The organism is Photorhabdus noenieputensis (assembly GCF_018448935.1).
Taxonomy (GTDB): Bacteria; Pseudomonadota; Gammaproteobacteria; order Enterobacterales; family Enterobacteriaceae; genus Photorhabdus; species Photorhabdus noenieputensis.
In genome coordinates, this window is record NZ_RCWC01000004.1 from 16,505 (window position 1) to 38,931 (window position 22,427).

At 42.8% G+C, this 22,427-nt stretch carries 21 protein-coding genes; 18 read left to right on the top strand and 3 right to left on the bottom strand.

Features of this window, described 5'->3' with window-relative positions:
* Positions 1-333: 333 nt before the first annotated feature.
* Genes EAE91_RS04455 through EAE91_RS04480 form a run of 6 tightly spaced genes read left to right on the top strand, consistent with a single transcriptional unit; the run spans position 334 to position 7,204 of the window.
* Positions 334-3,345, top strand: a complete 3,012-nt coding sequence (locus EAE91_RS04455) for a toxin VasX (RefSeq protein ID WP_214087436.1) — start codon at positions 334-336, stop codon at positions 3,343-3,345.
* Positions 3,342-4,310 (top strand): hypothetical protein, encoded by a 969-nt coding sequence (locus EAE91_RS04460; RefSeq protein WP_214087437.1) that lies wholly within the window; start codon positions 3,342-3,344, stop codon positions 4,308-4,310. The genes EAE91_RS04455 and EAE91_RS04460 overlap by 4 nt, the downstream gene beginning before the upstream one ends.
* The gene (locus tag EAE91_RS04465) at positions 4,307-5,275 is read left to right on the top strand and encodes a hypothetical protein (RefSeq protein ID WP_214087438.1); all 969 of its coding nucleotides are present in this window, start codon (positions 4,307-4,309) and stop codon (positions 5,273-5,275) included. Before EAE91_RS04460 ends, EAE91_RS04465 begins: the two co-directional genes overlap by 4 nt.
* Complete coding sequence (locus EAE91_RS04470) at positions 5,272-5,691, top strand: hypothetical protein (RefSeq protein WP_214087439.1); 420 nt, start codon at positions 5,272-5,274, stop codon at positions 5,689-5,691. The genes EAE91_RS04465 and EAE91_RS04470 overlap by 4 nt, the downstream gene beginning before the upstream one ends.
* A complete protein-coding gene (locus tag EAE91_RS04475; protein ID WP_214087440.1) occupies positions 5,646-6,239 on the top strand; it encodes a hypothetical protein in 594 nt (197 codons plus the stop codon). The genes EAE91_RS04470 and EAE91_RS04475 overlap by 46 nt, the downstream gene beginning before the upstream one ends.
* A complete protein-coding gene (locus EAE91_RS04480) occupies positions 6,236-7,204 on the top strand; it encodes a hypothetical protein (RefSeq protein WP_214087441.1) in 969 nt (322 codons plus the stop codon). Before EAE91_RS04475 ends, EAE91_RS04480 begins: the two co-directional genes overlap by 4 nt.
* 205 nt (positions 7,205-7,409) lie before the next feature.
* Here the strand turns inward: EAE91_RS04480 and EAE91_RS04485 are convergent, their stop codons facing one another.
* Positions 7,410-8,006, bottom strand: a complete 597-nt coding sequence (locus EAE91_RS04485) for an acyl carrier protein phosphodiesterase (RefSeq protein WP_214087442.1) — start codon at positions 8,004-8,006, stop codon at positions 7,410-7,412.
* A 104-nt stretch (positions 8,007-8,110) separates the two neighbouring features.
* On the opposite strand from EAE91_RS04485, the gene queA reads away from it, so the two are divergent.
* From queA to EAE91_RS04545, 12 genes are all read left to right on the top strand, one after another.
* Positions 8,111-9,178, top strand: coding sequence for a tRNA preQ1(34) S-adenosylmethionine ribosyltransferase-isomerase QueA (gene queA / locus EAE91_RS04490; protein WP_214087443.1), 1,068 nt, complete (start codon positions 8,111-8,113; stop codon positions 9,176-9,178).
* Positions 9,179-9,328: 150 nt separating this feature from the next.
* Positions 9,329-10,453, top strand: coding sequence for a tRNA guanosine(34) transglycosylase Tgt (gene tgt / locus EAE91_RS04495; protein WP_214087444.1), 1,125 nt, complete (start codon positions 9,329-9,331; stop codon positions 10,451-10,453).
* 91 nt (positions 10,454-10,544) lie between these two features.
* The gene (gene yajC / locus EAE91_RS04500; protein WP_036775066.1) at positions 10,545-10,874 is read left to right on the top strand and encodes a preprotein translocase subunit YajC; all 330 of its coding nucleotides are present in this window, start codon (positions 10,545-10,547) and stop codon (positions 10,872-10,874) included.
* A 27-nt stretch (positions 10,875-10,901) separates the two neighbouring features.
* Complete coding sequence (gene secD, locus EAE91_RS04505) at positions 10,902-12,749, top strand: protein translocase subunit SecD (RefSeq protein WP_214087445.1); 1,848 nt, start codon at positions 10,902-10,904, stop codon at positions 12,747-12,749.
* Between the two features lie 10 nt (positions 12,750-12,759).
* Positions 12,760-13,728, top strand: a complete 969-nt coding sequence (gene secF, locus EAE91_RS04510; RefSeq protein WP_214087446.1) for a protein translocase subunit SecF — start codon at positions 12,760-12,762, stop codon at positions 13,726-13,728.
* A 115-nt stretch (positions 13,729-13,843) separates the two neighbouring features.
* Entirely contained in the window at positions 13,844-14,293 is a 450-nt protein-coding gene (nrdR, locus tag EAE91_RS04515; RefSeq protein WP_036775072.1) for a transcriptional regulator NrdR, read from the top strand.
* Positions 14,294-14,297: 4 nt separating this feature from the next.
* Positions 14,298-15,407, top strand: a complete 1,110-nt coding sequence (ribD, locus tag EAE91_RS04520; RefSeq protein ID WP_214087447.1) for a bifunctional diaminohydroxyphosphoribosylaminopyrimidine deaminase/5-amino-6-(5-phosphoribosylamino)uracil reductase RibD — start codon at positions 14,298-14,300, stop codon at positions 15,405-15,407.
* Between the two features lie 126 nt (positions 15,408-15,533).
* Positions 15,534-16,004 carry a 6,7-dimethyl-8-ribityllumazine synthase gene (ribH, locus tag EAE91_RS04525; RefSeq protein WP_214087448.1) on the top strand — a complete coding sequence of 157 codons (471 nt, stop codon included), beginning with the start codon at positions 15,534-15,536 and terminating at the stop codon, positions 16,002-16,004.
* A gap of 26 nt (positions 16,005-16,030) precedes the next feature.
* A complete protein-coding gene (gene nusB / locus EAE91_RS04530; RefSeq protein WP_036775075.1) occupies positions 16,031-16,447 on the top strand; it encodes a transcription antitermination factor NusB in 417 nt (138 codons plus the stop codon).
* Between the two features lie 100 nt (positions 16,448-16,547).
* Positions 16,548-17,537: a thiamine-phosphate kinase gene (gene thiL / locus EAE91_RS04535; RefSeq protein WP_214087450.1), complete on the top strand. Its 990-nt coding sequence runs from the start codon at positions 16,548-16,550 to the stop codon at positions 17,535-17,537.
* On the top strand, positions 17,530-18,021 hold the full coding sequence (pgpA, locus tag EAE91_RS04540; protein WP_214087451.1) for a phosphatidylglycerophosphatase A: 492 nt from the start codon (positions 17,530-17,532) through the stop codon (positions 18,019-18,021). The genes thiL and pgpA overlap by 8 nt, the downstream gene beginning before the upstream one ends.
* A gap of 106 nt (positions 18,022-18,127) precedes the next feature.
* Positions 18,128-18,400: a type II toxin-antitoxin system RelB/DinJ family antitoxin gene (locus EAE91_RS04545; RefSeq protein WP_214087452.1), complete on the top strand. Its 273-nt coding sequence runs from the start codon at positions 18,128-18,130 to the stop codon at positions 18,398-18,400.
* A gap of 166 nt (positions 18,401-18,566) precedes the next feature.
* Here the strand turns inward: EAE91_RS04545 and EAE91_RS04550 are convergent, their stop codons facing one another.
* Positions 18,567-19,529, bottom strand: a complete 963-nt coding sequence (locus EAE91_RS04550) for an Abi family protein (protein ID WP_214087453.1) — start codon at positions 19,527-19,529, stop codon at positions 18,567-18,569.
* A gap of 980 nt (positions 19,530-20,509) precedes the next feature.
* The gene (gene dxs, locus EAE91_RS04555) at positions 20,510-22,375 is read right to left on the bottom strand and encodes a 1-deoxy-D-xylulose-5-phosphate synthase (protein WP_214087454.1); all 1,866 of its coding nucleotides are present in this window, start codon (positions 22,373-22,375) and stop codon (positions 20,510-20,512) included.
* Positions 22,376-22,427 lie beyond the last annotated feature (52 nt).

A 22,427-nucleotide genomic window follows, 5' to 3' on the forward strand; every position in this document is an offset into this window, starting at 1 on the left:
AAATGAGAAATCTTAAAGACGCCAATAGGGAAAGACTTTTACAAATAAAACATGATGTGAATGAGTTGACGCGAGAAAATCCACATTTTTCCCTTCTGATTTCTCCCGTTTCAAGCAATATCCGGCTCATACTTTTGTATCCTATCCCTCCAAACAGCGTTTTGAAATGCTGTTAAATCATTTGCGTAAATTCACCGCCTGAACAATGAACTTATTCAGGATTGTAACCAGTGAAAATATTCTCAGCCTTTGGTTGTATGAATTTTTTTTGAATAATTGAAAGTAGCTGCGGTGTATCCATGACATCCTTAGATTAACAACCAAGGAAATACTATGACCACTGACATTCAGGAACAATTTGACAAATTAATAGAAAAAGCTTACGAGCTGTTCCCGCAAAATCTTGAGGTAGACAGCTATATTCAGCCCTGTGACTGCGACATTAAACCGATCTACCCGGTTCGCTATGCTTATGTGAACTTTTTCGGCAAAGAATTGGAAAAACCAGAAGCGCCCCCGGATATCCACACCCTGATGTTCTCTTCATCACTCCAACAAACCAAAGGCTATGCCGCCCGCCTCCTGCGTCCCGGCTGGATATACATTAAGGAAGAAGACCCGCTTACCGCTCGCGGCAGCAAGGCCCGCGGCTATTTGCATATTTTTAAATACTGCGTGTCAGAGAAAGAGGTTAACGGCAAAAAGCAGCGGGTAGAGAAATTCAAAAAATATATGTTCCTCAACCGCAGAGATGCCAGTGAAGGGCTTATCCCTGAGCCAGGCATTCGTGGCGAAGGCCATCCATTCCTGTTTGTTGCCAAAGATGTCATCAATATCAGTATCGCCTACAGTGAACACCCGTGGCACTCTTCGGTACTGGCTAAGATTGACAGCAGTCTTGAACTGCGGCAGAAAACCATGCAGTTCATCAATCTCGAACAGAAGCAATCCCCCTTTGCGGTTAACGCCTCAGACAAGTATTTTCGAAAACTGATTGTCGATTACAAAATCCGGCAGGAGCAGTTTGCCAACATCAAGGCCATCATTGAAAAAGACATCAATGAACTGGATTTGGCTGACGTCAGTATTGATACGCTGACCACTCAGGACAGCTACGAAATGGACGCCGGTAAGATTATCCAGGAAATCAACAGTTATCTGCACCTGAATGAACAGGCGCGGATTGTGATCCTGCATGACCCGGTAGGCCGTCAGCGGGACATTGTGGAAGCCTATTCTATTCTGAATTTGTGGCAACAGAGCTATAACGCCTCCAACATCTACCCACTGACCATCGGTTTCTATGTCGAAAAGCTCAAAGCCACCAAAAACCCGGAGCTGAAAAAGAAAATAGATGACAGTATTCATCAGGACCGCTGGAACAACGACTGGCCGAAATTGAAAAAAGTCACCGAAGATTTTAAAGCGCGTCAGGCGATGTTTATGAAACTGTTTGAAGCCTTTGCGGATAACCCGGACCTCAGTTATCAAGTCGGCGGGCTGCAAAATTACTTTCACTACTTCTTTTCACTGCAAGATGAAAAGGAGACGCTGGAAGAAGAGGACGCGCTGGAGTTTCGGTTTTTCAGTGAAATCCTCTCCGGTCTGCTCGGCAACCTGCAATCATCCTTGCCCGGCCAGCAGGTTTTAGCAAAGCTTGCGGCCAAAGAGTCAGACGGCAACGGGGATGGCAACTTCTGGCGCACCATTACCACCGGGGTTGTCACCGTACTGAATAACGACAAAGTAAAATCACCGATGCTTAAGGGCCCGTTTATTAGTGGCGTCGATAATATTCTGCTGGGGATGGGGACCTTTCTGGCAACCGTCTGCGCCTATACCAATCAGACAATTTATCAGGGTTCAAGTTATGTCCGGCAGATTCCCCAGAAAGCCATTGACCAGATAACCCAACAATTGGTTCCGGCCCTGTTATCCACGCTGGGGGTGGTGATTGAACCCAATGGCAGAGTGGCGCTTAGTGAACAGAGCTATCAGGAAGTGCTGAAACGGCTGGAATCGAAAACGAATCGCCACCGACCTGACCCAGCAATGCGTCAACAAGCTATCGGGGAACGGATGATTAACTGGAGTAAACGCCTGGAATCACTTGGCAATAAACCGGCGATAACTCTACCGGAAGTTAAGACCAGTGTGGACTCGCCGGTTCAGCTTTTTACCTTAGAAGGGGCTAATAAAGCCTCTATTGGTTTACTGTTTGATTCTTCATTGACCGGTGTCAGCCTGTTTCTCAATGCGTTTACCCTAGCCGATGTGGTTATGCAGACAGAATATGCCCGCAACAACCCGTTACAACCCGGACCTACCTATATGAATCTGCTGCGCTTTAGCACCGCAGTGATTGGTATGAGTGCCGATTTGACTTCCATAGGTTCAACGCTGGCTAGCAAAGTAAACTCCCCCATAGTGAAAGCTCTGATGAATGGGTCAAAAGTGCCAACCATCAATATCGCAATGGTCAATCAGTTCTCCCGTATTGCTGGTAGTGTGGCCGGATATTTAGGAGCAATTATCTCCTTCTATGATGCCAGTAACGCTTTCAAAGTGGGTAATAAAGTGGAGGGTTATGGCTTGGCAGCGATAGGAACAGGCTCCACCATTTTAACAACTGCAATCTGGATCGGAGCGGCGGTAGGCTCCTTCCTGACTGCGGGTGTACCTACTGCGATAGTCGTCGGGGCTAGTTTGCTTATCGGTGGCAGTATTGTACAAGCTAGCAGTGCCTGGTCAGATTTGGAGAAAGTGCTGAATAACTGTTTCTGGGGAGCAGGGGACGAATATGCTTTCTGGGGAGAAAATGGGAGACCTAAAATTTCCAAACAATTAGAAGTTGCTCGTGAAATGGATCATCTTACCAAAGATCACTTTCTTATAGAAAACCAAGAATTTCTAAATCTCTTTATCCAGCCACAACTGAAAATACATCAAGGCTTTGGGGTCACCACTTATTGTTTTACTCTACCTGCTTTTCAGATGAATCTCTCAAATATTCGAGGGATCTTTGTGACTTCACCCAAAACCTCTTATTGGGGAGAAAAAGTCGATTATATTGAGATTAACCGCCGCAAATATACTCCCGATGCTTTTCGCAATGCCAAATTCAAGGAAGCTCAGGAACAGGGAAAACTTACCCTAAATGGCGATACTGCAACACTAGAGATAGTAGTCCCTGAAACTATAGGAGTTTATTCACACATTAGTGAATTGTACTGGTATTATGAGAAATCGGAAGATATTCTCTCCCCTCTGCGCTATTTCTGGGGAGAAAAACCGACAACAGAAAATACCATTAAAGGCAGTTTTGACGGGGAACACATACTATGAAACAGCGATTAAAAAATTTACTCAAAAAATGGTTTCCCACTATCCATCCATTGCCAGCCAAACGGCTGGCCAGCTGGGAAAAAGAAATTCTGGCGGCACCACCAGATATTAAGGATGCAGAAACCATTAAGCACGTGGAGATATTGGACTACCTTGATAATAAAGAATGCCATATTCGTAATACTCAACGCCGCGCCCGGAGTATTGCTTTAATTCCGGTTACACTGGGGATTATTAGTAGCCTAGTGTTAAACATTAACGATTTTATGGAATCAAGAAAAAAAAGCGAAGATAACCTCTATCGTTGGATAGAATTAGTGAAAAAGAAATATGGCGAGGAATTTTATCTACGCAATGATTTACCCGATTATATGGAAGATGCCCGCTATATTGGCAACGACAAAGAGATCTCTCTAAGAAAATACCTGCATTACCGCTATACCTATTATGAAAATAGTAGTTATCTTTTCAAGGTCGATATAGGTTTTCTGTTACTTTATCTGCTGATTATCCCACCTTTTGTATGGGCTATGTTTTTTTTACGCCGACAAGCGCCATTAATTATCGATCGCGAACGGCAGATCTTTTATACTTGGTATAAAGGCAAAGCTTATGCCGCCCGCTATCCCCAAGTAGGCATGGCAGAAAAAACTAATATTCTGTTCTTCAAAGTTTATGGCCTAGACGAAAATAATAACCTTGTCGGGCGTGGTTTTATTCCTAACGTCAGCAGTTACTCTTTTGCTTTTTTAAGCAGTGGTAATGATAAAGGGTTAGCAGTGGCCTTTATGGTGAAATTCTTATTAAACGGCAAAGAAGCGGTCAGTAAGGTGGACTATAAACGCCGTGAGCCGCTTATCTGGTGGAGTAAAGATAAAAGACCCGCTGATTTAGAGGCACAAATTCCGTTGATTCTGGCCGAATTGGATCGCTTAGGTCCCCCTGATGAAGATCTTTCCGAATGAAGCAACGATTGAAAAATTTACTCAAAAAATGGTTTCCTACTATTCATCCATTGCCAGCCCAACGGCTGGCATGCTGGGAAAAAGAACTTCTGGCAGCACCATCAGATATTAAGGATGCAGAAACCATCAAACATGTGGAAATACTGGATCGCCTTAATGATAAGGAGTGCTGGGTTAGAAATCCCCAGCGCCGTTTCAGGAGTATTAACTTGATCCCAGTAACTCTGGGGATTATTAGCAGTCTGGTGTTAAACGTTAACGATTTTATTAAAACATGGCGGGCAGCGGAAAATAATCTGCTTTGGTCTGTTAACGATGCAAAAAAAGATTATGGCGAGAAGTTTTATTTGGATCCTGCTCTACCAGATTTTCTTAAAAAGTATGAATGCATTGCCCATGATAAAGAAATTTCCTTGAGAAAATACCTGTATTATCGCTATAACCATTATGAATATAGCAATAATATTTTAATAACTGATATGGTATTTTTATTGCTTTACCTACTGATTATTCCACCCTTTGTATATTGTATATTTTTTTGGCAGAGTCAGGCACCATTAATTATCGACCGTAAACGACAGATTTTCTACACTTGGCATAAAGGTAAAGCCTATGCTGCCCGTTATCCACAATTAGGTATGCTGGAAAAAACCAATATTCTGTATCTCAAAGTCTACGGACTGGATGAAAATAATAACCTTATCGAACGTGTTTTTATCCCTAATGTCAGCAGTTATACTTTTGCTTTTTTAAGCAGTGGCAATGATAAAGCTCTGGCAGTCGCCTTTATGGTGAAATTCTTATTAAACGGCAAAGAAGCGGTCAGTAAGGTCGATTATAAACGTCGTGGATCGCTTATCTGGTGGAGTAAAGATAAAAGCCCCGCCGATTTAGAAGCTCAAATTCCGTTGATTCTGGCAGAATTGGATCGCTTAGGTCCCCCTGATGAAGATCTTTCCGAATGAAGCAACGATTAAAACATTTAATCAAAAAATGGTTTCCTACTATTCATCCTTTGCCAGCCCAACGGCTGGCCCGCTGGGAAAAAGAAATTCTGGCAGCACCGCCAGATATTAAGGATGCAGAAACCATCAAACATGTAGAAATATTAGACTACCTTGATAATAAAGAATGTCATATTCGCAATACCCAACGCCGCGCTCGAAGTATTGCCTTGATCCCAGTAACACTGGGGATTATTAGCAGTCTAGTGTTAAACGTTAATGATTTTATAGAGTCGCGAAAAAAAAATGAAGCGTGGATACATAGTTGGGTAAATTTAGCTAAAAAAAATATGGTGAAGAGTTTTATCTGCGAAATGATTTGCCTGACTATATGGAAGATGCTCGTTATATCGGCAACGATAAGGAAATCTCTCTGAAAAAATACCTGTACTATCGCTATACCTTTTACCCAAGTAGTTCCCGGCTTCTCATAATTGATATAAGTTTCCTACTATTCTATCTCCTGATTATTCCACCTTTTGTATGGGCTATGTTTTTTTTACGCCGACAAGCACCATTAATTATCGATCGCGAACGGCAGATCTTTTATACTTGGTATAAAGGCAAAGCTTATGCCGCCCGCTATCCACAAGTAGGTATGGCAGAAAAAACTAATATTCTGTTCTTCAAAGTGTATGGACTGGACGAAAATAATAACCTTATCGGGCGTGGTTTTATCCCTAACGTCAGCAGTTATTCTTTTGCCTTCTTAAGTAGTGGCAATGATAAAGCTCTGGCAGTCGCTTTTATGGTGAAATTCTTATTAAACGGTAAAGAGGAGGTCAGTAAAGTGGATTATAAACGCCGTGAACCGCTTATCTGGTGGAGTAAAGATAAAAGACCTGCCGATTTAGAAGCTCAAATTCCGTTGATTCTGGCCGAATTGGATCGCTTAGGTCCCCCTGATGAAGATCTTTCCGAATGAAGCAACGATTGAAAAATTTACTCAAAAAATGGTTTCCCACAATTCATCCATTGCCAGCCAAACGGCTAGCACTCTGGGAAAAAGAAATTCTGGCAGTTCCTCCAGATATTAAGGATGAAAAAACCATTAAACATGTGGAGATACTAGACAACCTTAATAATAAGGAGTGCTGGGTTAGGAATCCTCAGCGTCGTTATCGGAGTATTGTTCTAATTCCCGTTACTTTGGGGATTATTAGTAGTCTGGTGTTAAATGTTAACGATTTTATGGAATCGAGAAAAAAAAATGAAGCGTGGATTCATAGTTGGGTAAACTTGGCGAAGAAAAAATATGGAGAAGAATTTTATCTACGGAATGATTTACCTGATTATATGGAAGATGCTCGTTATATTGGTGATGATAAAGAAATTTCACTAAGGAAATATTTATATTATCGTTATACTTTTTACCCAAGCAGCACCCGATTGCTCATAATTGATATAAGTTTCCTTCTGCTCTATCTATTGATTATTCCACCCTTTGTATATTGTATATTTTTTTGGCAGAGTCAGGCACCATTAATTATCGACCGTGAACGACAGATTTTCTACACTTGGCATAAAGGTAAAGCCTATGCTGCCCGTTATCCACAATTAGGTATGATGGAAAAAACCAATATTCTGTATCTCAAAGTCTACGGACTGGATGAAAATAATAACCTTATCGAACGTGTCTTTATCCCTAATGTCAGCAGTTATACTTTTGCTTTCTTAAGTAGTGGCAATGATAAAGCTCTGGCAGTCGCCTTTATGGTGAAATTCTTATTAAACGGCAAAGAAGCGGTCAGTAAGGTCGATTATAAACGTCGTGGATCGCTTATCTGGTGGAGTAAAGATAAAAGACCTGCCAATTTAGAAGCTCAAATTCCATTGATTTTGGCCGAATTGGATCGCTTAGGTCCCCCTGATGAAGATCTTTCCGAATGAAAGTTAGCGTTAGAAAGTCATTTCCTACTATTCATCTTATGCCAGCCAAACGGCTGGCACGCTGGAGAAAAGAAATTGTGATTGTATCTCTGGATATCAGGAATGAAGAAATCATTAAATATGCGAAAGTACCGTATTACCTGAATGATTTTTTGCTATCTGCATCCACGAATTATTTCGTAAGGATAATATGCAACAATAATGCTTATTGAGGTGGATAGTAAAAATCCTTATTTTCTGCTTTTTCCATCATATAGGGATAAAATTGCCAGAATAGTGTTTCAAAATCAGAGTAATGTTGTTCTATATCCTGAAATGATCCAGATAAAGCCGATAATTTGGGATGCCTTCGGGCCATGCCTGTTAATACATCTGCGATAAATGCAAGATCTGCATAGCGGATCAGCCAGTTTTGCGGCCATAAAAATTCATTCAGCTCCTGAAATTTTTCGGGAGTGTAATAAAGGTGAGGTTCAATCTGGTTGCGAGCATGGTGAATAAATGCCGGTAATGAGTGGGTAGGAACTAGTTTATCCCAATACAAGGAGAGGAAGTGATCCCAGATAATATCCAAAGTAATCGGCGCAACCCGTCGATATGGAGCACTAAACAAGTGACGGGCTTGAATAACCAATGGATGGGTATCTGTTAATACATCAACCCGCCGATGCATACGAATACCAGCAACCACATCAGCGCTGTATTGCCCCTCTGGATTACCGCGCACAAAATCTGCCATCAGATTTCCTAGTAAGGAGCTGTCAGCCAGAGTAGCTAAATGAAGGTGAGCGAGAAAATTCATTCGGTGATTATAATATAAATCCGTGAAGTTATGTGCTTATTTGTTGCACCCTCAGAGCTGCGGCACTAGACTAGTCCGCCTGTTTTTCTGAATGATTAAATATAATGCGTGTCTCCGATTTTACTTTTGAACTTCCTGACGAAATGATTGCTCATTACCCTCAACCACAACGCAGTGGCTGCCGTTTGCTCTCGCTTGATGGTGAAACAGGGGCATTAACGCATGGTGTTTTTACGGATGTTCTCGATAAGCTGAATGCCGGAGATTTACTGGTTTTCAATAATACTCGCGTCATACCTGCGCGTATTTTCGGCCGAAAAGTTACCGGCGGTAAGCTGGAAGTGCTGGTTGAACGGGTGTTGGATGATAAACGAGTACTTGCACATGTGCGTGCTTCTAAAGCGCCAAAAGAGGGAACTGAGCTGTTGTTGGGGGACAATGAAAGTCTTAAAGCAACCATGTTGGCCCGCCATGATAGTCTGTTCGAAATACGTTTTGATGATGAGCGCGATGTGTTGTCTATTTTGGATGACATCGGCCATATGCCTTTGCCGCCTTATATTAATCGTCCTGATGAAGAGGCAGACCGTGAGTTGTATCAGACTGTATACAGTGAGCGGCCCGGTGCGGTAGCTGCGCCAACCGCTGGTCTTCATTTTGATGAACCATTGTTGGAAGCGCTGCGTAAAAAGGGCGTGGAGATGGTTTTTGTGACATTGCATGTTGGTGCCGGTACTTTCCAACCAGTGCGAGTAGAGACTATTGAAGACCATATCATGCATGCCGAATATGCAGAAGTGCCACAGGATGTGGTTGATGCTGTGTTGGCATGTAAGGCGCGAGGTAACAAAGTTGTTGCCGTTGGCACAACGTCAGTGCGATCGCTGGAAAGTGCAGCAAAAGCCTGCCAGGATGGGTTAATTGCGCCGTTTTTTAATGACACGCAAATTTTTATCTATCCAGGGTTTGAATATCAGGTTGTGGATGCGTTGATTACTAATTTCCATTTGCCGGAATCGACACTTATCATGTTGGTTTCTGCGTTTGCGGGTTATAAAAATACGATGAGTGCCTATAAAGAGGCGGTTGCAGAAAAATACCGTTTCTTTAGTTACGGTGATGCTATGTTTATTCGTCGGAATCCCTTCGCTTGCAAGGAAAAGATTTCTTAATTCAATGTAATGATTATGGCATTGACTGGAATATATTGTTGAAGTTGTTGTAAATAGGGTTATGTGAATATCTCAGCTCAACGGTAAATTTCAACTTTGTCTGGTTTTGAACAACAGCATCGGACTGTTTATCTGATGCCTGGAGGTTAAGTGAAATTTGAATTACAAACTACTGACGGTCAAGCGCGTCGTGGTCGTCTGATTTTTGAGCGTGGCGTGGTAGAAACGCCGGCATTTATGCCTGTTGGGACTTATGGCACGGTAAAAGGGATGACACCGGAGGAGGTAAAGGAAACCGGTGCGCAGATCCTGCTGGGCAATACTTTCCATCTGTGGCTACGTCCAGGGCAGGAAATCATGAAACTTCATGGCGATCTGCATGGATTTATGCAATGGCATGGCCCAATCTTGACGGATTCAGGCGGTTTTCAGGTATTCAGCCTTGGCGCAATGCGTAAAATCAAAGAAGAAGGTGTACATTTCCGTAACCCAATCAATGGTACTCCGGTTTTCCTTAGTCCAGAAAAATCGATGGAAATCCAGTATGATTTGGGTTCTGATATTGTCATGATTTTTGATGAATGTACGCCATATCCTGCTGATTGGGATTATGCAAAACGTTCGATGGAGATGTCCTTACGTTGGGCGGCGCGTAGTCGTAAGCGTTTTGATGAATTACAGAATAAAAACGCGTTGTTTGGTATTATTCAGGGAAGTGTTTACGAAGATTTACGTGACATCTCAGTAAAAGGTCTGGTAGAGATTGGTTTTGATGGATACGCTGTAGGCGGTCTGGCGGTAGGGGAGCCTAAAGAGGATATGCACCGTATTCTTGAACATGTCTGTCCGCAAATCCCGCAAGATAAACCGCGTTATCTGATGGGCGTGGGGAAACCGGAAGATTTGGTGGAGGGAGTTCGTCGCGGCATTGATATGTTCGATTGTGTGATGCCAACCCGAAATGCCCGTAATGGTCATCTTTTTGTGACCAATGGTGTGATTAAAATCCGTAATGCCAAACATAAAGAGGATACTTCTCCTCTGGATGAGCAGTGTGACTGTTATACTTGTCGGAATTATAGTCGGGCATATTTGCATCATCTCGATCGTTGTAACGAAATTCTCGGTGCAAGGCTGAATACTATCCATAATTTGCGGTATTATCAGCGCCTGATGGCTAAGATTCGTCAAGCTATCGAAGAAGGTAATCTTGAACAGTTTGTTGAAGATTTTTATCAACGGATTGGTAAACCCGTTCCGGCATTAAGTATTTGACTTAAGTAGTGATTGACTGGTTTCGGTGTGTATAGCATATTGCGGCTGGTTTTTGATTACTATTGAATTTGATAACAATGAGGGAAGTTTAATGAGTATTATTTCTGAAGCAGCAGCATCTGCTGGCGCACCGGCTCAGGGAAGCCCATATTCTTTGATCATCATGCTGGTTGTTTTCGGCTTGATTTTCTACTTCATGATCCTGCGTCCACAACAGAAACGTACTAAAGAACACAGAAAGCTGATGGATTCTATTTCCAAAGGTGATGAGGTGATGACCAATGGTGGTTTGATTGGTCGTGTCACTAAAGTTTCTGACACGGGGTATATCGTTGTAGCACTGAATGAGACTACTGAAGTGACCATTAAACGTGATTTCGTCGCTGCCGTTTTACCGAAAGGTACAATGAAAGCTTTATAATTTCTGATTTTCCCGAAGGGAACTGCCGTGCTAAACCGTTATCCTTTGTGGAAGTATCTGATGCTGATCGCTGCGATCCTCATCGGTTTGCTTTATGCACTTCCCAACCTTTATGGTGAGGATCCGGCTGTACAAATCACTGGCGCGCGAGGCATTGCCGCCAGTGAACAAACGCTGGCCCAAGTCCATAATGTTTTAGAAAAAAATCAAATCGCGAGTAAATCTGTTGCGCTGGAAAATGGCGCTATTCTTGCTCGTTTCAATAATTCCGATATTCAACTTCGTGCCCGTGAAGTATTGATGTCCGCATTAGGTGATCAATACGTGGTGGCATTGAACCTGGCACCAGCAACACCAACCTGGTTAAGTAAGGTTGGTGCCGAGCCAATGAAACTAGGTCTCGATTTGCGAGGAGGGGTGCACTTCCTAATGGAAGTGGATATGGAAACGGCATTAGGTAAACTGCAAGAGCAGAATATTGATGGCCTGCGCACTGATTTGCGTGAAAAAGGTATTCCTTATTCCACTGTCCGTAAAATTGATAATTACGGTGTAGAAATTCGCTTCCGTGATGAAAAAGCGCGTGCTGAGGCGGAAAACTATCTTACAGGTCGTCACCGTGATTTAGTTTTCAGTATTGGAACCAATAACACTCTGAAAGCGGTGATGAGCGATGAACGTCAGCGCGAAGCCCGTTCTTATGCGGTGCAGCAGAATATTACCATCTTGCGTAACCGTGTTAATCAATTGGGTGTGGCTGAGCCTTTGGTTCAGCGTCAGGGCGCTGACCGTATCGTGGTTGAATTACCGGGTATTCAGGATACGGCTCGTGCAAAAGAGATTCTTGGCGCGACAGCAACGTTGGAATTTCGTCTGGTCAATACCAGCATTGATTCTACTGCGGCTGCATCAGGCCGTGTGCCAGGTGATTCTGAGGTGAAGGACACCCGTGATGGTAATCCGGTTGTGCTATACAAGCGTGTTATTCTGACCGGTGATCACATTACAGATTCAATCTCGGATGCCGATGAATATGGTAATCCACAGGTGAGTATTTCACTGGACAGTGCCGGTGGCACAGCGATGTCTAATTTCACCAAAGATAATGTTGGTAAGCCAATGGCAACATTGTTTGTGGAATATAAAGACAGCGGTAAGAAAGATGCTAACGGTCGGGCGATGTTAGTTAAACATGAAGAAGTGATTAACATTGCTAATATTCAGACTCGTCTGGGGAACAATTTCCGTATCACGGGCCTTTCCAACGCAACCGAAGCACGTCAGTTATCCTTATTGTTGCGTGCGGGGGCTTTAATTGCGCCGATTCAGATTGTGGAAGAGCGTACCATTGGGCCAACCCTTGGTTTGCAAAACATTGAACAAGGTTTAGAGGCTTGTCTGTGGGGCTTAATTGCTTCAATTCTGTTTATGGTGATTTACTATCGCAAATTCGGTGTGATTGCGAGCAGTGCGTTGTTGGCTAACTTGGTGCTGATTGTCGGTATCATGTCTCTGTTGCCAGGGGCGACGTTAACCATGCCGGGGATCGCTGGTATTGTGTTAACGCTGGCGGTGGCGGTTGATGCTAACGTGCTGATCAACGAGCGTATCAAAGAAGAATTGCGTAATGGCCGGACAGTGCAACAAGCGATACATGAAGGCTATAAAGGGGCTTTCTCTAGTATTATTGACGCTAACCTGACCACGTTGATTACTGCGATCATTCTTTATGCTGTTGGTACCGGGTCAATTAAAGGCTTTGCGATAACAACGTCAATTGGTGTCGCGACTTCTATGTTCACCGCTATTGTAGGTACTCGTGCAATCGTCAATCTGCGCTACGGCGGTAAGCGTATTAAGAAGCTGTCAATTTAAGGAGCACGTTGTGGCACAGGATTATACTGTTGAACAATTGAACTACGGTCGTAAAGTCTATGACTTTATGCGCTGGGACAACGTTGCTTTCGGAATTTCGTTGCTGCTGTTGGTAGCTTCTGTTTTTATGATGGCAACCCGCGGGTTTAACTGGGGGCTCGATTTTACCGGTGGTACGGTAATTGAAATCAAACTCAGTCAATCTGCTGATCTGGATAAGATGCGTGATAGCCTGGCAAAAGCGGGTTTTGAAGATCCGCTGTTGCAAAATTTCGGTAGTAGCCGTGATGTGATGGTGCGTATGCCACCAGTTACGGGAGCGGCTAATGAGGAACTGGGTAAAAAGGTTATTAAGGTCATTAATGACACCATTGATAAAGATGCGAGTGTCAATCGTATTGAAATTGTTGGGCCGAGTGTCGGTGCTGAACTCGCCCAAGATGGTGCAATGGCGTTGTTGGCGGCGCTTATCTGTATCTTAATTTATGTTGGCTTCCGTTTTGAATGGCGTTTGGCATTGGGAGCGGTTCTCGCGCTTGCTCATGACGTCATCATCACGCTAGGGGTTCTGTCGCTGTTCCATATCGAGATTGACTTGACCATTGTGGCATCTCTGATGTCGGTTATCGGTTACTCATTGAATGACAGTATCGTGGTTTCTGATCGTATCCGTGAAAACTTCCGTAAGATCCGCCGTGGCACGCCGTATGAAATTATGAACGTCTCTCTGACGCAAACATTGAGTCGTACAATCATGACATCCGCGACTACCTTACTGGTGGTGCTGATGTTGTATATTTTCGGCGGCGCGATGTTGAAGGGTTTCTCACTAGCGATGTTAATCGGTGTTTCTATCGGTACGATATCTTCTATCTATGTTGCTTCCGCTTTGGCGTTGAAACTGGGTATGAAGCGTGAACACATGATCCAGCAAAAAGTTGAGAAGGAAGGGGCTGATCAGCCATCTTTATTGCCTTAATTATTCTCCCTTAATGCTGTTCAAACACCCTGTGAGTATCCGGCTGACAGGGTGTTTTTTATTCAGATTAAGGATAAACTGTAAATTTAGTTTGGATTAACCATCAGGAAACGATATGCATTGCCCATTTTGTGCTGCTGTTGATACCAAAGTGATAGACTCTCGTTTGGTCGGGGATGGATCGCAGGTGCGCCGTCGGCGTCAGTGTCTTGAGTGTCATGAACGATTCACCACTTTTGAAATGGCTGAGCTGGTTATGCCTAGAGTAATAAAAAGTGACGATATCCGAGAGCCGTTTGATGAAGAAAAATTGCGCCGTGGTATGCAAAAAGCATTGGAGAAGCGCCCGGTTAGTTCTGATGATGTAGAAATGGCGATTAGCTATATTAAATCTCAGTTACGTGCTACCGGTGAGCGGGAAGTTCCATCCAAAATGATTGGTAATTTGGTCATGGATGAGTTGAAGAAATTGGATAAAGTTGCTTATATCCGTTTTGCTTCTGTCTATCGCAGCTTTGAAGATATTCGTGAATTTGGTGAAGAGATTGCTAAATTACAAGGTTGAGCCAGTGAATAATGATAAAAAGTATATGGCGCGCGCTTTGGAATTGGCGCGTCAAGGTCGCTTTACCACGTCACCTAATCCTAACGTCGGTTGCGTGATTGTACGTGATGGGCAGATTGTTGGAGAAGGTTTTCATTTACGTTCTGGCGAGCCGCATGCTGAGGTTCACGCTTTACGGATGGCCGGAGATAAAGTTAAAGGCGCAACTGTTTATGTCACGCTTGAGCCGTGCAGTCATCATGGTAAGACACCGCCTTGTGCCGATGCGTTGATTGCGGCTGGCGTTAGCCGTGTGGTTGCGGCGATGCAGGACCCTAATCCACAGGTAGCAGGAAGAGGGCTTTATAAGCTGCAACAGGCTGGTATTGCAGTAGAACATGGGCTGATGATGGAGCAAGCTGAATCTCTCAACCGGGGATTTTTGAAGCGGATGCGTACCGGGTTCCCGTATGTTCAGTTGAAGATGGCTTCTTCTCTTGATGGGCGAACGGCGCTGATTTCTGGCGAAAGTAAATGGATTACATCGCCTCAAGCTCGCTATGATGTACAAAAATTCCGTGCGCAATGTAGTGCGATTCTGAGTTCCAGTAGTACTGTGCTGGCTGATGATCCTCACTTGACAGTTCGTTGGAGTCAATTGGACGCAGAAACTCAGGCGATTTATCCCGAGGAAAATCTTTGTCAACCAGTACGTGTTATTATTGACAGTCAGAATCGTGTTGGCCCTCAGCATCAGGTGATACAACAGCCCGGTTATTGCTGGCTGGCTCGTACTAAAGCAGATGAGCATGACTGGTCTGAAAATGTAGAACAGATACTGTTACCTGCTCATGGTGTTGGGGTAGATTTAGTGTCATTGATGATGCAGTTAGGGAAGCGCCAGATCAATACGGTCTGGACTGAGTGCGGAGCATCACTGGCGGGGGCATTGCTAACTTTAGGGTTGGTGGATGAACTGGTTCTTTACGTTGCGCCAAAAGTGCTAGGTGATACGGCTTGTGGTTTGTTTACTATTCCTGCACTCAAAAGTCTGGCAGAGGCACCGGAATTTGACATTTTTGATATACAGCAAGTGGGGCCTGATCTTCGCCTACGTCTGCGGCCTGTATACTGACTGAATATGTGAGTGTGGATTAATTTACCTGTTTTTATGCTCCGCTGCTAAATCGGCAGGCGCAGCTAACAAAAGAATATGATAGAATCCGCCCCCCTGCGGATATGAACAGATAGAAGGAAGGTTATGAACGTAATCAAAGGTGTTGTTGCAGCTCCACAAGCTCGTGTGGCGATTGCCATTGCACGCTTTAACAACTTCATTAATGACAGTCTGTTAGGAGGCGCGATAGATGCGCTTGAGCGTATCGGTCAGGTTGCCTCAGAGAATATCACTGTTGTCTGGGTTCCTGGTGCTTACGAGTTACCATTGACAGTGAAGACATTGGTCGAAACCCAAAAATATGACGCCGTTGTCGCGCTAGGTACAGTTATCCGTGGTGGTACCGCTCATTTTGAATACGTTGCTGGTGAATGCAGTTCTGGTCTGTCCAATGTGGCGATGTCCAGTGAAATCCCAGTGGCATTTGGTGTTCTGACCACAGAAAGCATTGAACAGGCGATTGAGCGCGCTGGAACCAAAGCGGGTAATAAAGGCGCAGAAGCCGCATTAACCGCACTGGAAATGGTCAATGTAATTAATGCCATTAAAGGCTGATTTTAGTTTTAATTAAGGGGAATCTTGTGAAACCTGCTGCTCGTCGTCGTGCTCGTGAGTGCGCTGTTCAGGCTATATATTCATGGCAATTATCTGGCAATAGCGTTGCTGATGTTGAATTACAGTTTCTGTCGGAGCAGGACGTCACTGGTGTTGACGTAACCTATTTTCGTGAATTGCTGTCAGGAGTAGCTGTGAATGCAGTTAAGCTGGATGCTTTGATGGCTCCTTATCTTTCCCGTCAGCTCGAAGAGTTAGGTCAGGTAGAAAAAGCCATTTTGCGTGTTGCTATGTTTGAACTAAGTTATCGTGATGATGTCCCTTATAAAGTGGCTATTAACGAAGCTATCGAGTTGGCAAAAGTCTTCGGTGCTGAAGATAGTCACAAATTCGTGAACGGAGTACTGGATAAGTCTGGTCCGGCAGTGCGCAGAAAAAGATAAGCGACTGCTTGTCGGGTTTTTCCCACCGTAGACGATGATTTGTAAGGCCGGGGTACCGGCCTTATGTTCATGATCATCAGTAACTTTTTGGGATTTTATTATGGCATGTGGCGAATTTGACCTCATTGCACGTTATTTTGATCGCCAGGAGACTAACCGGCGTGATGTGAATTTAGGTATTGGTGATGACTGTGCACTGATGACACTGGCCGATAAACAACAATTGGCGGTTAGTACGGATACCTTAGTTTCAGGCGTTCATTTTTTACCTGATACCTCCCCTGAAGATTTAGCTTACAAATCTCTCGCTGTGAATCTTAGTGATCTGGCTGCTGTCGGTGCTGATCCTGCCTGGCTTTCATTGGCATTAACATTACCGGAAGTGGATGAGCGTTGGCTGAGTAGTTTCAGTGACAGTCTGTTTGAGCAGTTACGTTATTATGGTATGCAGCTTATTGGTGGTGACACTACTCGCGGCCCCATGAGTCTGACGTTAACGATTCATGGTTTAGTTCCCGCTGGCAGAGCGCTACGGCGTACTGGCGCAAAAAATGGCGATTGGATTTATGTAAGTGGCTCGTTAGGCGATAGTGCGGCGGGTTTGGCCCTGTTACAAAACCGTCTGCAAATTTTTGATCCGGTATCTCACAATTGGTTTGTTCAGCGCCATCTCAGGCCACAACCTCGTATTTTGCAAGGTCAAGCACTACGTGGCTTGGCAACATCAGCTATTGATTTGTCTGATGGTTTGATTTCTGATTTGGGCCACATTCTGAAAGCCAGCCGATGTGGAGCCAGAATAAATCTGGATGCGATTCCTTACTCTGATGCGATGAAACAGTATGTTGAACCACAACAAGCTTTGATGTGGGCTTTGAGTGGTGGGGAAGACTATGAACTATGTTTTACCGTTCCGGAAAGGAATCGTGGCGCGTTGGAAATTGCGTTGGCGCATACCGGCGCTGGTTTTAGCTGTGTTGGACAGATTATGGCGGAATCGGAGGGAGTTCGTTATTACAGCAATAATAAAGAGATTAAATTAGATCTAAAAGGGTTCGATCACTTTATTACCGAGGAAGCACATGGATAAGGCAAAGCGTCGTTTACGGATGAGTAATCCCTGGCATCTATTAGCGACAGGTTTTGGTAGTGGGCTGTCGCCGGTTGTGCCGGGGACAATGGGATCGGCGGCGGCTATTCCATTCTGGTTATTACTGGTCCAGTTTCCGGAATGGATTTGCTGGTTGGTTATTATTGTCGGGATGTTTTTCGGCATAATGATTTGTCAGCGTACTTCTGATGATATGAAGGTTCATGACCACGGTAGTATTGTCTGGGATGAATTTATCGGTATGTGGATCACATTTATGGCAATCCCTGTGGTTAACTGGCAGTGGGTTTTAACTGGTTTTATAGTATTCCGTATTCTGGATATGTGGAAACCGTGGCCAATTCGCTGGTTTGATCGCTATGTTCATGGCGGATTAGGCATCATGTTGGATGATATTATCGCGGGTGTATTTTCTTTCGTTATCGTTTGGTTATTGGCGTTTTATCAGGTTTTGACTTTTTGAGGTACGGTGTATTGATTGTTAAGCCTATTGAGATTGTCACTGAAAGGTAATATCTCAACTCAACCCTACGATAATACTACAAAAATCAGCATGTACGAGGTATTAAATGGGTATTGAAACTTATGTTCGCACACGCATAGACCCGGTAATTAAGCAAGAGTCAACCGATGTTTTAGCCGATATTGGGATTAAAATGTCTGACTTTTTACGCATTGCTGTAACGATGGTAGCCAAAGAAAAGGCACTACCTTTCGAGATCAAGAAAATCCCTAACAGAGTTACTGTTGAGGCTATGAATGAGGCGAGAAGTTCAATGAATGCACGTTTTAACGATGCGGATGATTTAATTCATGACATTGAAAAAGACTTCGGCAAGTAAGTGAGTTGGCCCGCCGAGACTTAAAATTTCTACCGAAATATTGACGGGAGAAAGATCTGAATAAGATCTTTTTTCTTATTACTAATGCTCTTTCTATCAGTAGAGTCATTGTAAATAAGTAATCCACCATCATCAGTTCTATATCAGTTCTATTCTGGTTGGTTGATCACTCTATATCAAATAATGCTCGGGGGAATCCATCATTATTAGGTAGCCCCATTGCTGTTAAATTGCATCCGGGTAGTTCTGGCTTGCTATCTATTAAATCTGCTACAGTGGATATCCATTTTGAACTTGGGCCGATCTCTTTAATCAAGAACCATAATATAGCAATCATGCCGTACATTCTTTCATAGGAATCATCAGTTAATCCTAATTTATTAAAAAAAGGATGATTTGGTAGTGGCTTTAGTTTTGGTTCGTTAACTTTATTCCAAATCCGGGAGTGATGTGCGCATCGATTCCTAAGTACATTCATTGCACTTAGCCAGTTCTGTAATATTGGGCCATTTCCTGGGGGAATGTTTAACCTAGCAAGAATATTATTCCTGTATTTATCTTTAATCATAGCGTAATATTTCGACATTAGACCAAAGTCCCAAATTTCAATAACTACCCAGAATGGTATTCCTTTATATCGTCTTTCATGCCATTTGATAAAATCCTCTCGGCTTTTTGATATCTCTTTTGAATGTTTTTCTAGCCATTCATTTCTTGAGCTATTTCTACCATTTTTATGTGGTACTAGATGCTTTGGATTGATAAATGAATCATCAAAATAAGCAAGAGGGCTATATTTGCCTATCTCATGAGCAATAACTGAGCGGACAAAAACTTCTATGCGCTCTAAAGCATCCATTATTTGAAGCCTTAATCGTTTGTCGAATAGATAAAGATCATAAACTGCCTCAAATTTTACTCCGGGGCGAAAATTATCTGTGCGAATAGAGATATTATCAGTAGTAATATGAGGAATTCTGCATGGATACCAAAATCCTGACAATCGATAATAGCCAACTTGAGCTATTTTTCTAATAGCATAGTTACGATCAGTAATATTCATACCTCGAAATTGTAATAGATCGACTAGTTTGTCATATTCTTTATGAACTTTGACCGGTTCAGTCATAGCGCTGCAATTCTCATAGTTCGAATATAAGAAGGCCCAGCCATAACAATCATCTCATTAAGTAAGATTTAAGCCAGGGGGCCGGGCTCAGTTGTAGCTAATTTATACTAATTAAAGGATAAAAACAATGGTGTGTTTATCGATTTTACCTATCAATGTTTGTCAATTTCTTGTATTTATCTTTAGTCATCCCTACTCTATTTCAGAGGGATGAAAGAAGTATTGAGGAGAAGTTTTATATTGTAGCATTAACCTATGTACCGTATTGGAGTTTTTTATAATGTGATTGCGTGCTATATTGTTTTCTAAAATATATTTTAGCTAATTGATAATCTGTTTTTACAGGCTCTGTTCTTGTTGTTTAAATATATTTACTTATAGAGTTAAAGTGTTTATTTTACCTATTTACCTATTTACCTATTTACCTATTTACCTATTTACCTATTTACCTATTTACCTATTTACCTATTTACCTATTTACCTATTTACCTATTTACCTATTTACCTATTTACCTATTTACCTATTTACCTATTTACCTATTTACCTATTTACCTATTTACCTATTTATCTATTTATCTATTTATCTATTTATCTATTTATCTATTTATCTATTTATCTATTTATCTATTTATCTATTTATCTATTTATCTATTTATCTATTTATCTATTTATCTATTTATCTATTTATCTTTGTATGTCATTTTTTCTGAGAGCTATCCATGTTCATTTACAACAATTATACTTGCAGGTGTAATTGTTATATTTAAAGTCAATAGGTTATTATTTAATTGATAATGAATTCGTATTTACTATAGAAAATAAAATTCACAAAGATATTAATTATAACATTCCAATCTTTCATAATTAGTCTGAAGATTATATCTATTTTCATCAGTAAATAAGTTATATGGTTAATTAACCATATTTTCATATATGATAGTAAGGATAATAGAATAAATATCCTATTACCCTTATACACTCAGGAAAATAGCCTTTTATTGATGCTATTTTGAATACCTGCGGCATCGAGCCCTAAATCCGCTCTGATTTCTTCCTGGCTACCTTGTGGCACAAATTGGTCAGGCAAGCCAATATTCAGAATTTGCACCAGGCGGCCTTCCTGCATTAGTAATTCATTAACGCCGCTTCCTGCGCCGCCCATAATGGCATTTTCTTCCAAAGTAACCAATAAATCATGGTTATCAGCCATTTCTAATATCAACTCTTTATCCAGTGGTTTGACAAAACGCATATCAGCAACAGTCGCGTCCAGTGATTCTGCTGCTGTTATTGCATCGGGTAACAGAGTGCCAAAATTCAGGATTGCTACTTTCTTACCCTGACGGCGAATAACACCTTTGCCAATTGGCAATTGTTCAAATGGTTGTCGTTCCGCCCCCGTCCCGGTTCCTCGTGGATAGCGCACGGCTACTGGACCTTGCTGATAATGATAGCCAGTGTGTAGCATCTGGCGGCATTCGTTCTCATCACTGGGTGCCATAATGACCATGTTGGGGATGCAACGAAGGAATGAGAGATCAAAAGCACCTTGATGTGTCTGACCATCAGCACCCACGATACCGCCGCGATCTATTGCAAATAAAACAGGCAGATTCTGAATGGCGACATCATGAATAACCTGGTCATAAGCACGTTGGAGGAATGTCGAATAGATTGCGACAATTGGCCTGTAACCACCAATTGCCAAACCTGCGGCAAAAGTCACGGCATGTTGTTCTGCAATGGCGACATCAAAGTATTGATCAGGATATTCGCGGGAAAAACGCACCATACCAGAGCCTTCACGCATGGCGGGTGTGATTGCCATCAGTTTTTTGTCGTTAGTGGCCTCTTCGCATAACCAGTCTCCAAAGATTTTGGAGAAAGTAGGGCGGTTGTCTGAGCTTTTAGGTAATGCGCCAGTGGTCGGATCAAATTTAGGCACCGCATGCCAACTGATAGGATCTTTTTCGGCGGGGGCATAGCCGCGACCCTTTTTGGTCATGATGTGTAATAGTTGTGGCCCTTTCAACTCACGCATATTTTTCAGCGTTTGGGTCAATGTCAGTACATCATGTCCGTCGATGGGGCCAATATAATTAAAGCCTAATTCTTCAAATAGCGTGCCAGGAACAACCATGCCTTTGATATGTTCTTCGGTTTTTTTCAGGAGTTCTTTAATCGGCGGTAGGTTGGAAAAGACTTTTTTCCCACCTTCCCGCAACGTGGTGTAGAGTTTACCGGATAGAAGTTGAGCTAAGTGGTTGTTTAACGCACCAACGTTCTCTGAGATGGACATTTCGTTATCGTTAAGAATAACTAACATATCCGGGTCGATATCCCCGGCATGGTTCATCGCTTCGAAAGCCATACCTGCTGTTATTGCGCCATCACCGATAACACAAACTGTACGACGGCTTTTGCCTTCGCGTTGAGCGGCAATTGCCATACCTAATCCAGCACTGATAGAGGTTGATGAGTGACCGACACATAAGGCGTCGTATTCACTTTCATCTCGCCACGGGAAAGGGTGAAGCCCATTTTTTTGACGAATCGTATCAATACGATCTCGGCGTCCTGTCAGGATTTTGTGAGGATAAGCCTGATGGCCGACGTCCCATACCAATTTGTCAAAAGGTGTTTTATAGACATAATGCAACGCCACAGTCAGCTCAACGGTGCCAAGACCGGAGGCAAAATGACCACTAGAGCGACTGACACTGTTTAGCAGGAATTGCCGAAGTTCATCACATAACTTCGGCAGGCTCTCTTTTGGTAACATACGAAGTTCTTCAGGATTTTCCGCTAATGCCAATGTTGGGTATTTGGCTATATCAATGCTCATTTGATGCTCGTTAAGAAGTGTTTATTAATAGCGCTGCCAGTGGGTAAATTTA